This window comes from Scytonema hofmannii PCC 7110, from assembly GCF_000346485.2.
Classification (GTDB): domain Bacteria; phylum Cyanobacteriota; class Cyanobacteriia; order Cyanobacteriales; family Nostocaceae; genus Scytonema; species Scytonema hofmannii.
This window is the reverse complement of sequence record NZ_KQ976354.1, coordinates 10,566,830-10,580,262: the sequence shown is the minus strand read 5'-3', so window position 1 is coordinate 10,580,262 and position 13,433 is coordinate 10,566,830. Positions and strand designations below refer to the sequence as shown.

General features: G+C 41.5%; 10 protein-coding genes. 3 read left to right on the top strand and 7 right to left on the bottom strand.

What is annotated here, in order from left to right; genetic code table 11:
• Positions 1–93 precede the first annotated feature (93 nt).
• From WA1_RS44600 to WA1_RS44590, 3 genes are all read right to left on the bottom strand, one after another.
• Positions 94–1,410: an FAD-dependent oxidoreductase gene (locus WA1_RS44600; RefSeq protein ID WP_017744821.1), complete on the bottom strand. Its 1,317-nt coding sequence runs from the start codon at positions 1,408–1,410 to the stop codon at positions 94–96.
• A 135-nt stretch (positions 1,411–1,545) separates the two neighbouring features.
• Positions 1,546–2,571 (bottom strand): low-specificity L-threonine aldolase, encoded by a 1,026-nt coding sequence (gene ltaE / locus WA1_RS44595; protein ID WP_017744820.1) that lies wholly within the window; start codon positions 2,569–2,571, stop codon positions 1,546–1,548.
• A gap of 175 nt (positions 2,572–2,746) precedes the next feature.
• Entirely contained in the window at positions 2,747–3,616 is an 870-nt protein-coding gene (locus WA1_RS44590) for a class I SAM-dependent methyltransferase (protein WP_017744819.1), read from the bottom strand.
• Positions 3,617–3,634: 18 nt separating this feature from the next.
• Here WA1_RS44590 and WA1_RS57775 point away from each other — a divergent pair, with 18 nt between their 5' ends.
• On the top strand, positions 3,635–3,835 hold the full coding sequence (locus tag WA1_RS57775) for a hypothetical protein (RefSeq protein ID WP_158516777.1): 201 nt from the start codon (positions 3,635–3,637) through the stop codon (positions 3,833–3,835).
• On the opposite strand, the gene WA1_RS44585 is transcribed toward WA1_RS57775, so the two are convergent.
• The 3 genes from WA1_RS44585 to WA1_RS44575 form a co-directional block, all read right to left on the bottom strand.
• On the bottom strand, positions 3,832–5,310 hold the full coding sequence (locus tag WA1_RS44585; RefSeq protein ID WP_017744817.1) for an NAD(P)/FAD-dependent oxidoreductase: 1,479 nt from the start codon (positions 5,308–5,310) through the stop codon (positions 3,832–3,834). The two genes, WA1_RS57775 and WA1_RS44585, sit on opposite strands and share 4 nt — an antisense overlap.
• A 177-nt stretch (positions 5,311–5,487) precedes the next feature.
• The gene (gene aroF, locus WA1_RS44580) at positions 5,488–6,534 is read right to left on the bottom strand and encodes a 3-deoxy-7-phosphoheptulonate synthase (RefSeq protein WP_017744816.1); all 1,047 of its coding nucleotides are present in this window, start codon (positions 6,532–6,534) and stop codon (positions 5,488–5,490) included.
• A 731-nt stretch (positions 6,535–7,265) separates the two neighbouring features.
• Positions 7,266–8,234: a response regulator transcription factor gene (locus WA1_RS44575; RefSeq protein ID WP_017744815.1), complete on the bottom strand. Its 969-nt coding sequence runs from the start codon at positions 8,232–8,234 to the stop codon at positions 7,266–7,268.
• A 1,300-nt stretch (positions 8,235–9,534) separates the two neighbouring features.
• On the opposite strand from WA1_RS44575, the gene WA1_RS59015 reads away from it, so the two are divergent.
• Entirely contained in the window at positions 9,535–9,753 is a 219-nt protein-coding gene (locus WA1_RS59015) for a hypothetical protein (protein WP_272819359.1), read from the top strand.
• A gap of 429 nt (positions 9,754–10,182) precedes the next feature.
• Positions 10,183–10,785 carry a hypothetical protein gene (locus tag WA1_RS44570; protein ID WP_017744814.1) on the top strand — a complete coding sequence of 201 codons (603 nt, stop codon included), beginning with the start codon at positions 10,183–10,185 and terminating at the stop codon, positions 10,783–10,785.
• A 109-nt stretch (positions 10,786–10,894) separates the two neighbouring features.
• Here WA1_RS44570 and WA1_RS44565 read toward each other — a convergent pair whose 3' ends face one another.
• Complete coding sequence (locus WA1_RS44565; protein WP_026134815.1) at positions 10,895–12,868, bottom strand: ATP-binding response regulator; 1,974 nt, start codon at positions 12,866–12,868, stop codon at positions 10,895–10,897.
• Between the last annotated feature and the right edge of the window lie 565 nt (positions 12,869–13,433).

Below are 13,433 nucleotides of genomic sequence, written 5' to 3'. Positions count from 1 at the left end.
GAATGCGACAGATAGTTTGGCGAGAGTTAAGTCTAGGTAAGGCTTCCTCAATCCAAAATCCAAAATCTAAAATCCAAAATGGTATATAAGCTATTAATTTGGCAAGGTAGAGTAACCACTCGCCGTATTTCCAACCATTGCCTGCAAGCTGGATTTGATCTTTAAATGAGATGGAAAAAGACCAAAAGCTAGTAATTGAGCCGGGATATCGCGCAAAATTGGCAAATGCAGGTAATACGGTAGTTTTAATGTATTGTCTGATTGAAGGGCTTTGGCCGTGATATTTGTCTGAATAAAGGACTGAAAAGCTTGGAGGGTTCGCACTGACAACTCGCGACGGCGCTGTACTTGCGCGAGGTGGCTCAGTCTTAACTCGCCTTTTCTGAGTGGTTCGCCAAGGATGTTGGCTGCTGTTGCTGCATCCTGGATTGCATAGTTGATGCCAACTCCACCGATAGGTGAGATGACATGGGCTGAATCACCAATAAAAAGAAGTCCAGGACGGAACCACTGCTTGAGACAACCAACGTCAACAGAGAGAAGTGACGCTTGCTTCCAATCTTTGAGATGATGCACGCGATCGCTAAATTCTGGCACGATTTCAACGATGGACTCTTGCAATGCTTCTATACCCGCCGCAACGAGTTGATTGTAATAACCTTTGCGAATGAGGTAAGCAAATTGCCAATTATCGTCATGGGTATTGTACATAACTATGACGCGCTTGGCTCCAAAGCGTGCAATCAGACCTTGTGGCTCGTGAGAGTGTCGCGGAAGACGCAACCATAGCAAATCCATCGGAGCAGTTGTCTTATCCTGTTGCATACCTGCCAATTGACGGATGCGAGAAAAGCGACCATCTGCGCCAACGACCAGCTTGGCTCTCACCTCATGCCAGCCACCGTTACCTCGGTATCGAACACCACTGATAATTCCATCTTCCTCAATCAGTTGCTGTACGTTTGCACCCATTATTATTTGAAAATTTGGGTAGCGTTTTGCTTCGGTAGTGAGGAATTCGATAAACTTTGCTTGAGGAATAATAGTAGCATAAGGGTGTCGAGATTTCAACCGGCTGAAGTCTGCAAATGTGACACTTTGTTCGGGTGTCATGAATTCTATTTTGTCCGTCTTTGTGTGAGGAATTTCCCGGAGCAAACGTTCAGCAACACCAAGTTCATCCATGATTTCCATCGCTCCCGCATGCATAATGTCGCCTCGGAAGTCCCGGTCAAAAGTTTTATGTGCCTCTAGCAATGTTACAGCAACACCTTGACGCGCCAATGCAAGTGCGAGTACAGCGCCTGTAGGGCCGCCACCAACAATACAACAACTCGTTTGCTGTATGTCAACAATAATACGTTCGCTCATTGGTATATCTAATGAAGAGGATTTCGGAGTTGATGTCATAGACATAGAATTTAGGAAATTGTTAGTGGTGAGTGGTTAATGGTTAGTAGGGGCGCAATGCCTTGCGCCCGTACATGATTAGTAAAAAATTTACTAACGACTAACAACTAACTAATAACAACTAACCACTAACGTTTACTGTGCAAGAATTTCACCCACTATTCCAGCTGCTATTACGCAGTCATCTCGGGTAATATCAAAATGGGTTACGGCTCTGACGGCTCGTTTCCCCGAAGAACTTAGAAACACGCCGCGATCGCGTGCAGCAGCAACCAAAGTTGGAGCATCAGGAACATTGGGTGCTAATTGAAACCAAATGATGTTTGTTTCAACTGTTGCAGGATCGAGAACAATACCTGGCGTCTTTGCTAACATCTGAGCCAATAACTGAGCGTTGGCGTGGTCATCTGCCAATCGTTCTACATGATGCTGTAGCGCATACATACCAGCCGCCGCCAGAATTCCTACCTGCCTCATCGCACCGCCAAACATTTTCCGCAGGCGATGGGCGCGATGAATGTGAGCTTTTGAACCGCAAACAACACTTCCTGCAGGTGCTCCCAAGCCTTTAGACAAGCAAAAAGTGACGGTATCAAATGGCTCTGACCAAGTTTTTACAGTCACGCCACTAGCAACCTCAGCGTTAAAAATACGAGCACCGTCTAAGTGCAGTGACATCCCATATTCGCGAGCAACAGATGCAGGCGATCGCAACTCATCAATATCCCAAACCCAACCACCACCACGGTTGTGCGTATTTTCAAAAGCAACAACAGTTGTTGGGCTTTGGTGATGGTTGTCTGGTTTGTAAGCAGCACTCACATCATGAGCGGTAAATCGACCATTGTTGCCAACCGTTTGAAATTGCAAACCATTGAGAGCAGCACCTGCACCTCCTTCATAAAGGTAACAATGGCTACCTGTACCGATAATCACTTCATCACCCGGTTTGGTGAGCGCACCTAGTGCGATTTGGTTTGCCATTGTGCCTGTAGGAACAAACAATGCAGTTTCTTTACCCGTGAGATGGGCTGCATACTCCTCTAGATGACGGACAGAGGGATCTTCACCATACACATCATCACCAACTTTAGCAGAAGCCATAACCTGACGCATGGCAGGTGTTGGCTGCGTTACTGTATCACTGCGGAGGTCAATCATAATTTGGAAAGGGTTAGTGGTTAGTGGTTAGTGGTTAGTGGTTGGGAGATGGAGGTTGGGGGTTGGATGTTGGTAATTCGTAGTTAGTAATTAGTTGCATTTTTTACTAATTCTGTACGGATGCAAAGCCTTGCGCCCCTACGAACAACTAACAACTAACAACTAACCATTTGATTTAAATTCCCAATTCGTAAATAACGAAGCTTTGGTATTCCGGTGCATAGGAAGGACCAAAAACTTTCTTGGAGATTTGTCGGAAGTTACTGAGTCTAAACTCTTGCTCCACAATCAGTGGAGACATTTTATGTTCGATACCTAACCCTGTAATTAGGTCGTCGTGAGTTGCTCGCAGTTCTTCGATCGCAACGCCAACACAGTTGCGATCCATAGCGAAGTCCACAACATACCTGTACCATGTCCAAAGTGCGTGCTGCCGAAGACGTTCAAGATCTAACGCAGCTTCTGGAATGTGACCCGTTTGCTGATAATTCTCTACTTCTTCTGCAGTGGTTAAGATATACCCGTTAGCAATGTAGATCAATTCAGCGTTAGCTATGCGTTTTGCATGATGATTTTCGCAATATTCGGGGCAAAACTCATCACCTACAATGATAACACCATCTTGATGTAATATGTGCTTGGCATGAGTCAAGTAGTTTTTCGGTAGATGGTGATGTGCTCCCCAGGAGAGAACTATATCTACAGTTTCATTCCACTCCTCAAATGAACCAGAGAACACTTTAGCATTAGCATCCGTTGCTAAACGACGTTCTAATTTAGCGACAATTTCTGGTTCATCCTCATTTGCAATGAGTTCTATTTCAGGTAATCGTTTTGCTAACTTTGAAGCAAAATATCCAGTTCCACAACCAACGTCAAATACGCGAATTGGTCGTTCCAATCTTTGGGAATGTTGTTTGATCAGCCTAATGATGTAAGCGTCACCTTCAGGAATTTGGGGATGCCCTTTACGCATCTGCGCGGCAACATCGATTTCCTCAGATTTTACATCATTTTGGGGGTTTTCAGATACAAAAACCGACATGAGAAGGCTCCTTAGATTTTGGATTTTGGATTTTGGATTTTGGATTTTGGATTTTGGATTTTGGATTTTGGATTTTGGATTTTGGATTTTGGATTGGGGATGGGAGAGGGGGCATTGAGTATTAGGGATGGAGCAAGAGAAATTATTCTTTCCCTCACTCTCTCACTCCCTCACTCCCTCACTCCCTCACTCTCTCACTCCCTCACTCACTCCCCCTAACCCCTAACCCCTGTTTGAAGTTCGCGTGTTGGGGTGACTTGTGCTAAGCCTAGATTTGGCTTAGTGACGACATATACACCGTCAATAGCCCCTGCAGCGGAGAGGGAGAAGAACCCTTCTACTGCATTGAAGAAATTGTTTGTGGATTGGATTGCAGAATCAGTAGACTTGTCCTTTGATGCCAAGGTTTCTTTGTCTTGGCGAAGGTCATGGTTTTCTTTGATCCGCTTTGACATCTCGCTGACAGCAAACTCAGTAGCACCTTCTTGTGCATCTACTAAGTCTTCAACTCCAGAAACTAGGTTCAAGAAAGCAAGATTCAAATCAGCACCACTGAAGTCGTGGCGGCTTAATTTTTGTGCTTCCCAGAAATAAGAATCTTTACCACGGTTCTGGTCGTAGAAAGCTGAGACAAACACGAGAAAACGCAAATATGCTTGTCGATAGCTCTTGTCGTAGAAGGTGGCGGCTTGTTCTTCGTCAATCTCGCCGCGCTTAATGCTTGCGATACTTGCGGCTGCTAATAGTGCGCTGTAAGTGGCAAGATGAACTCCACTTGATAAGAGCGGATCTAGGAAGCAAGCAGCATCTCCTGACACAAAGTAGCCTGGACCAGAGAAGTAGTCAGAGGTGTAAGAATAGTCTTGCTCGACTTTGACTTCTGAAACTAACTCACCTGGCGCAATCATATCAGAGATTAGAGAGCATTCTTGAATGGCTTCTGAATAAATATCCTCCAACTTCTTATTGCGTCTTTCTTTGTAAAGGTCTTTGTGCATAACCACGCCGACACTCATAATCTCTTCATCCAATGGAATTCCCCACAGCCAACCTTCTGGGATAGAACCGACTGCGATCGCGCCTTCTTGACCTTGAGGTAATCTTTTAACATTCTTCCAATAGCCCCAGATGGCTATATTTTGGAATACATTGTGGTTCCGGCGATTTTTCAGATAGCGTGTTGACAAAACACCAGCACGACCTGAAGCATCAATGACAAAATCAAAAGATATGTCTCCAGTCGCACCATTGGATTGAGACCAAGTGGCGCTTTTTGGGCGATTTCCATCAAAAGACACTTGACGGATTTCAGTTCCTTCAAAAACCTTCACACCTTGGCTTTTGGAATGTTCTAAAAGCAAGTGGTCAAACTCAGCACGACGAACTTGAAAGCTGTAAGTGTGGTCGCCGCTAAGTTCCCCAAAATTGAGGCTCCACTTTTCTTTGCCCCACTCCAAATAAGCTCCGGGCTTGCGTTGAAATCCTTGTGCTTCAACTTTTTCCCGCACGCCAAGCAAGTCAAATATTTCTAAAGCTGATGGCAAAAGTGACTCACCAATGTGATATCGCGGAAAAATATCTCGTTCCAACAAAGTCACGTCAAAACCTTCACGCGCTAACAAAGTCGCAGCAGTAGATCCAGCTGGCCCGCCACCGATGACTAAAATTTGAGTGGAATTTGGTATATTGGACATAACAGGATTCTTTTCCTTTTTGGTTGTAGAGTTCTGAGAACAACGAATTCAGTTAACTTCTCCGTTAAGTAAGGCTTAACTTGCTTTTCTCCAAGGCTGCTAAGACCTTCCTGAATGGAGAAGTTTTATTTTAAGGATGAAGTGTTCCGTAGGTCGGATGAAAGAATTAACGATCCTTTATCCTTTAGCCTTCATACTTTCAAAAGCATTAGCCATATTAGGCAAATCCCGCATTAATTCCTCAAATCCTTCCCATGTGAGAGATTGAGGACCATCAGAAAGGGCTTTGCTTGGGTTAGGATGAACTTCAATCATTAAGGAATCAACACCAGCTGCTACAGATGCTTTTGCCATTGTTGGCACCAACTCTGATTTACCAGTGGCATGGCTGGGATCGACCATAATGGGTAGGTGAGTGAGCGATCGCAAAACGGGAATTGCAGATATATCAAAAATATTGCGAGTGTATTGGCGATCGAAACTGCGGATGCCGCGTTCGCACAGAATGACATTGGGATTACCAGCAGCCAAAATGTACTCGGCTGACATCAACCATTCTTCAATCGTGGCTGACAATCCGCGCTTTAAGAGAATCGGCTTTCCAGTTGCACCTACCTTCTTAAGAAGTGAGAAATTTTGCATATTGCGAGCACCAACCTGCAACACATCTGCGACAAATGCAACTTTCTCTATATCAGTTGTATCCATCACTTCTGTGATAATTCCCAACCCAGTGACTTCTCTTGCTTTATCGAGGAGTGATAAAGCACTCTCTCCATGACCTTGGAACGCATAAGGGGATGTACGGGGTTTGTATGCTCCTCCTCGAAGAAATTTGGCTCCAGCAGCTTTCACTCTCCGAGCTGTTTCTACAATCATCTCCTCATTTTCTACAGAACAGGGTCCAGCTACAACCACCAAAGGATGGTTTTTCCCAAAAGTTACAGATCCATTTGGGGTGGGTACAACCACATCTGTTGGTTGGTGAGAGTGAAATTCTAGAGAAGCTCGTTTGAAAGGCTTTTTCACCCGGACAACCTGCTCAATGCAGTGGCTCAAATTTTGAATTTGTCTCGGGTCAATCTCCGCTGTTTCACCTATTAAACCAATCACCACTTTGTGCTGACCTATTGATTTTTCTGGAGTGATATTCCAATTGCGGATTTCTTGAATGATTCGTTCAATTTCTTCTGATGGGCTACCAGATTTCATGACGACAATCATATATGAGAATCCTCCTAAAATAACAGCAGTTTATGGTGTTCGGTGATTCAGTTGTTACCAGTTGTCTTTGTATCTTCACCCTTTTTCTTTGTCTCTTAAAGCTTACTGTAGTTCAAAAGCGCTTGCCAACAGTCTATCTTTTGAAAAGTAACAATTCTTTCGCTAATGTTTAATTTAAAACATAATAAATCAAAAGTGCGATTGTTCCGGAAAGCATATATATGTTTAGTATTGTTCATTAATGTCTCTCAAGAAACACTTTTGGGGGAGTGGGGAGTAGGGAGTGGGGAGTAGGGGAAAGAAAGTTTCTTTCATTCATTGCGGGTGGTGCTCCGCCTGTCGGACGCTCTCAAGAAACAAGGCAGATGCCGAAGGAAAAAAATTTTAGGTAGAGCTAAAGACGATCATATATATATCAAAAATTCCAGAGATTCTTATATGTAATTAAAGTGCTTAAAATTGGCAACATCTGGAAAAAAATATGGATCATAAAATATTTTTATAAAAAATTATTTAAAGATTAGAATAATATTGTAATTTTTAGCTTCAGGTTTAAGTTTATTTCTATGTAAATCTTTCAGTAGCGGTGCAATACCACCGCGTCCCTACAATTAAGTTAGGACTGACGCATAGCCCCCCTTTTTAAGGGGGGTTGGGGGATCTCCAATGTCTAGAATTCCGGAAAATAGATTGAGTTTGCGTAAGTCCCGTAAGTGTATTTCATGGAAGAGCTAACCATTTTGTTGCTCTTGCTTGTATTGGGCTTTGTACTGAGCAAGCTGTGTTCTTCTCCAGGCTTGGGGAGTTGTTCCATGATACTGGCGAAACTGGCGAAAGAAATGAACTGTGTGAAAATACCCAACTTGGGCAGCGATTTCTTCTACTCTGTGATTAGTTTCTAACAGTAAGGAACGTGCAGCTGCCATTCGACGCTCGATAATCCAACCTTGTACAGTTTGTCCTGTTTGCCGTCTCACAAGATTAGTGAGATAAGCTGGAGAATAACCCACAGCTTCAGCTACGTTACTTAAAGTTATCTGTTGATTGTAGTTTGCTTCAATAAAGCGGAAGACCTCTCTCAATTCCGGATCGTTGGGCAGAATTGACTGAGGCTCGTCCGATTTCATGATGCTATTGGGTGAAAAGCTTCGCTTTGCAGAAGCTACTTCCAGGTTCTTAGAACCAGAGTATAGAAAAGTGTCAGTAGAGGTTTTGCCCCTTGGAGTCCCTGCGTTCGTCCTAGACGCGCCGCAACTATCTCCGGAAGGATTTTCTGTTACTGATGTGGGTGCTGCTCCATACAACGTTTGAAGAATGGCTTGTCTCTGCAAGCGAGCTGCGATCGCTTTGAGTAATTCATCTAATGTACAAGGTTTTGTGATGTAATCATCTGCTCCCAATTCCATGCCTTTGCGAATATCAGTGCGACTGACTTTAGCTGTAACAAAAATAAAAGGAATAATTGCTGTGGCTGGATTTTGGCGCAATGCTGTTAGAACTTTAAAACCATCGAGTTTTGGCAACAAAACTTCGCTGATGATTAGATCGGGTAACTCTTGTTGTGCTCGTTGAACTGCGATCGCACCGTTTTCAGCACTGATCGCATGGAAACCTTCAGCTTTTAGGCATGAAAGAAAAAGTTTTCGGGTTTCTGCTTTATTTTCAATCACTAGAATCTTTTTCACCGTTTCCTTTGCCATCCAAATACGGGTTTATGGACAATTCACAGGTGTACAGTGACAAACCACTTGGTAGAGTGACAAGTTACTTTATGATGTAGTGCTTTCCCGATATAAAAAATAAAGTCTAAAAAATGAAGGATTGAGCATAAAAAAGTGCTAAAGCCAGCACAAGTACCCGAACTTATTCTGGTAGCACGCAGAATATACAATCTAAGTTTTAAACCCATGGCAGTCGTTGCAATAGGGAGGCAGTTGCGACAACATTCTCGACGACAGCAACGCACTACCGTGGAAACTTTTATTATCTCCTGCAAAGGAGCTAAGCGCGTAGGATATCCAAAGGACATGGGGCGAAGTTGGGAGCGAGGAAAACCTTTCAGCCAACTTCTCCGTGCAAAGCGCCTCCTCCCGAATTCATTCATAGGGTTGACTTCATACTTCATACTTCAGACTTTATTTTTGAGGTCACGTAAGTTATGGTTGTGCAAAATATCAAGGCAACACAAAAAATATTGCCAAAAAAATTTTGGTTGTCATTTCACCGCAAATCTTTGCTCTGAAGAGACACGCTCTTGCAGAACTTTCAAGGAAGAGGCAAACTCGTTGCGCGTCCGGTGTTCTCTTCGGTGCGCGGTGTGAAGCCTCTTCCAATCAACCCAGTCATAAGAGTTTCATTAATGTCTGGGTCAATTACTGTTTCGAGATGCACGCTTAAACAGACGCAATAATTTGCGCCTCTACTTATGCTCAACCTACCTAGTTTCGGTAACTCTGGGGCTGGCGAGCACCCTAAAGGTAGGAACATAAACATTTTCTCAAACATAGTCAAAGCAATACTGAGACTGGTTAGGTTTTGTTAACCCAGAACAGCCAATATGATAAGTTGCAAGGAGGTTTGCAGCCTAACGAGTAAATCCCTGACTGGTAGAACACGATCGATCCGTACAGATACCTCCATAATCTATTTGTATCTGTAGAGGACGGACTTATCCGTTACATCCATCAAACCAATCACTACTTTCCCTGGTTAAATTAAGATTTCTGTTGCGGTAAGATTTGCCACACCAGAAGATTTGACGGATCTGCTTAATTCCCTTCGAGAGGATACCAGATTTCGTAATGACAAACAAGTCAGACGAGCCAGAATGTAGTGCAGTTAGTAGTGATGGATTTGATTGATACTAACGTCACATCATATCATTCGTTACACCCCTACAGGGTAACTTAAAAGCAAAAGTCAGGAGTTGCGGACTTTTTACTCCAAATCTTTAACCAGTTCTAGTTTGTAAGTGTGACACACCGAGAGCTATGTCTGTAAATGAATTTAACAAAGAATTTATATAAGTTAGGTGAATGTAACGAAGGAGGTAGAAGACAGGAGGCAGCTATGTTGAAGCGCCCAGGGCATAGGGCAGAAGGCAGAAGGCATTATTCATATTTCTTTACAATTGTTTCTCCTGTTGAAGCGCTGCTCTCATTTAAAAGAATTGCCAAGCGTGTTGTTGCCAATAGCAGTATAGATATATACTGCGCCTAAAGTGTTCTTTTAGGGAAGGAGTCTGAAGTCATTTCAGTACCACTGACAGAAGATTCTCCGTTACGCCAACAGCTTTATCCTTTACGGGAAATGCCTGACACACCACTCAATACACTAATATAGCAAGTTAGATCCCCGACTTCTTTGAGAAGTCGGGGATCTAGAGCATTGCCAACCCTATATGAAAAAAATCCTCAAAAATAGTAGCTAGAAATACTCTTCATAAAATCTTAAAAATTTTTAAACAAGAAAATTAAATTCAAATCATGTCAATTTATACTGTTTTAAACAAATAGCTTTTAGAGAGAGAAAAAAAGAAATATCCTCCGGAGTGCTAAAGAACTTATCGAATAAAAAAATGGAAGAGAGACACTTTTTACTTTACATGAAAAAAAGGGTCTCATTTTTAACTTAATAAGTAAAAAAAATATGCATACCATTATTCATTTGTTTAGTGCATCCGCTATTCAGGCGTTTGCATTTCTATCTTTTGTGGCTATAGCGCAAGAAATTCCAATTCCTCTGCAACAAAAAATAACACAAAAACTTTGTTCTTTTAATACGGTAGAAAATTTATTACCCCCCATAGCAAGTCAGCAAAGTAGTTCGCCATTTGCGTATCTTGCACAACAAGGTTTTGTACAAGACTCGGAGGGTTCTTGGGTTTGTTATATTAGCGATTCAAAAAAAGAATGGCGTTACTATACCCTGTTTAAAGTACAACAAACAGGTGAAAAACTCATAGCAGCTTCTTTTTTAGAGAATGGCAATTGGGCAGACGGTCAAGAAAACCGAAGCTTGGACTTATTTATGATGTTAATTGAGAAACATATAAGTACAACTGAGGGAAATCGCAAAAGTATACGCAACTATCTAGGAACTTTTATTTCTTTAGTTAAACAAGGTAAGGTTCCACCTTTATCTCGTGGTTATCTTTTTGACCAACCACATCGTGGATTTGTGTCTTACCATTCCCTAACCAGTGGAAAATTTCAAGGTACGGCAATTACGATAAATATTAATATTAAGTAGTTAGTTGTTGGTTGTTAGTTGTTAGTGGTTAGTTGTTGATACTACTAACCACTAACCACTAACCACTAACCACTAACCACTATCTACTATCTACTAACCACTAACATTTCTAAGTAGCATTCAAAACAAGCTGTAAATTACTTAACAACTCGTCTAAAGAGAAAGGCTTTGGTAAAACAGTTGTGACATGATCTTTCAAAAATTTTAACATCTCATGGTTTGACCCAAGTCCGCTAAAACCAACTATCTTAATGTTTGGATTTATCTTTCTTAAAATGCGGATCGTTGTTGGACCATCCATAGAAGGCATCATCATGTCAATCAAGACAACGTTGATTTCGCGGATATGCTGCGTGTATAGGGCGATTGCCTCCATTCCATCACGAGCAACTAAAACTTTATAAGCATTTCTTTCTAACAAAGTTTTAGTCATTTCACGAATTGAATCGTCATCATCAACGACAAGAACCAATTCTCCATGTCCTAGCGATAAATCATCGTTATCTATTGTTAATATACTGTCTGTTTCTATCGTTTGCTTGACTGGTAAATAGATCTGAAATTCTGCTCCCTTCCTTGCCTCACTTTTCACGCTCACAAATCCACCGTGGCTTTTAACAAGACCCATAACTGTGGACAATCCAAGTCCCGTACCTTGACCCACATCTTTTGTTGTGAAAAATGGTTCAAAAATTCTGTCTATGATTTCTTGAGGAATGCCTATTCCTGTATCAGATATTGCGATCGCAACATAAGGTCCCACTTTAGCATCAATATTTTTGCGCGTATATTGAGCATCTACCCAAACGTTTTTTGCAGAAATTCGTAAAGAGCCGCCTACTGGCATTGCATCGCGAGCATTGATACAGAGATTCATAAGAACTTGGTGAAGTTGGGTAGCATCACCATAGATACTCCAGAGGTTTGGTTTGGGAATATCTAAAACGATATTGATGGATTTGGGAAATGATTGTTTGAGAATCTGCTCAACTTCCAAAATTAAATGCCTGACTTGTAAAGTAGCAAATTGAACTTCACTACCTTGTGAGAAGTACAATACCTGTTTGACTAAGTCGGCTGCACGTCTCACATTGTTTTCTAATAAAGAAATCCATTCGCGACTTTGCCCACCCACCAATTTGGTTTCTAGCAGTTGAATTATCATCATCATTGGGGTTAGGGTATTGTTGAGATCGTGAGCGATACCACTTGCTAGAGTCCCCAAACTTTCCATGCGTTGCGCTTGCAGAAATTGTGCTTCTAGTTGTTTCTTCTCCGTTATGTTTGTGTTGACGGTCAGGATAGAATTCGGTTGCCCTTCCACATTATTTATCAATGTCCATCGGCTAGCAACAATAATTGAGTTATCCCCTTTTGTAACTTGATGTAACTCACCCTCCCAAGAGCCAACATCAGCCAATGTTTGTTGGATCTCATCAAGTTGGGAAAAAGTTTCCGATTTATACAAAATTTCGCGAGTATTTTTGCCAATAGCTTCTTCGGCTGTCCATCCATAAAGATGTTCAGCCCCTTTATTCCAATAACGGATGAGGTTGTTTGCATCTCGAACAAAAATTGCATCTGTGGTAATATCAAGTAGTGCTGCTTGTTCTTGAATTTTCTTTTCTGCTTGCTGGCGCTCGTAAATCTCTGTTTCCAGACGCGTATTTTGTTCTTTAAGTCTTTTAGTTAAATTTCTTAAGCTGAGATGAATTTTCACTCTTGCTAAAACTTCTTCATTTTCTAGTGGCTTGGTAATGTAATCGACAGCCCCAAGATTTAAACCTTTGACCTTGTCTGCTTTTTGTGCTAGGGCTGTCAGAAAAATGATAGGGATATCCTGAGTCGCTACATTGTTTTTCAACCGACGACAAGTTTCAAAGCCATCCATATTTGGCATTAAAACATCTAACAATATCAGATCTGGGCAAGAAATTTCTGCTATTTGTATTGCACCTTCCCCGTCATCAGCCACTAAAACTTGAAAATTAGCATTTGCTAGTAAAGCAAGTAATATCTGTAGGTTGATAGGATTGTCATCAACGATCAGAATGGTGTTTTTTTCTGGATTACTAAAATTCATTGAATCCTCGGAAAATCTATTAAAAAAATTGTTAATTGATTTTTTAGCGATAATCATTCTATATGTGAAGCATTGATAGCAGGCGCAAAAATTATAGATACCCCTGTTGAGACAACTGCTATGCGATTTATAGCAATTGCAGACGCTTGCTATTCAATTAATTTCTGTCAAATACCTCAGTATGTATTCATTACGCAATTGAAAGTTAAAATACTTAACCTAAAGTAAAATTAATTGAAGTAATCACTTACATATAAGTTTTATTTAAGTTACATGATTACATACGTATTCTCGTACCGGTAAAATTATATACTTAAAAACTGAACCTTAGAAACTCGGTATCTCCCAGATACCGAGTTTCTTTATCCGATACAGTAGTCAAAAAGGGGGCAAAAAACCCGGTTGCTCTCTCCTGGAAAGCTTGATATCTCGTAGGATCAACGATAAAGAAACCGGGTTTTTAGTATTACTGGATCGGCGATCTAGAGATGCGAAATTTCAAGTCTCTCCAAATTCTCAATAGGTAATATTTCACTTTTTCTTTATTTTTCTTTATAGAAATATA

What these genes read in the sequence shown, in the direction of transcription:
- WA1_RS44585 (WP_017744817.1), bottom strand. Translation starts at nt 5,310, where the DNA reads ATGTCCAATATACCAAATTCCACTCAAATTTTAGTCATCGGTGGCGGG.
- WA1_RS44590 (WP_017744819.1), bottom strand. Translation starts at nt 3,616, where the DNA reads ATGTCGGTTTTTGTATCTGAAAACCCCCAAAATGATGTAAAATCTGAG.
- WA1_RS44570 (WP_017744814.1), top strand. Translation starts at nt 10,183, where the DNA reads ATGCATACCATTATTCATTTGTTTAGTGCATCCGCTATTCAGGCGTTT.
- WA1_RS44575 (WP_017744815.1), bottom strand. Translation starts at nt 8,234, where the DNA reads ATGGCAAAGGAAACGGTGAAAAAGATTCTAGTGATTGAAAATAAAGCA.
- ltaE (WP_017744820.1), bottom strand. Translation starts at nt 2,571, where the DNA reads ATGATTGACCTCCGCAGTGATACAGTAACGCAGCCAACACCTGCCATG.
- WA1_RS44565 (WP_026134815.1), bottom strand. Translation starts at nt 12,868, where the DNA reads ATGAATTTTAGTAATCCAGAAAAAAACACCATTCTGATCGTTGATGAC.
- WA1_RS44600 (WP_017744821.1), bottom strand. Translation starts at nt 1,410, where the DNA reads ATGACATCAACTCCGAAATCCTCTTCATTAGATATACCAATGAGCGAA.
- aroF (WP_017744816.1), bottom strand. Translation starts at nt 6,534, where the DNA reads ATGATTGTCGTCATGAAATCTGGTAGCCCATCAGAAGAAATTGAACGA.
- WA1_RS59015 (WP_272819359.1), top strand. Translation starts at nt 9,535, where the DNA reads ATGAATTTAACAAAGAATTTATATAAGTTAGGTGAATGTAACGAAGGA.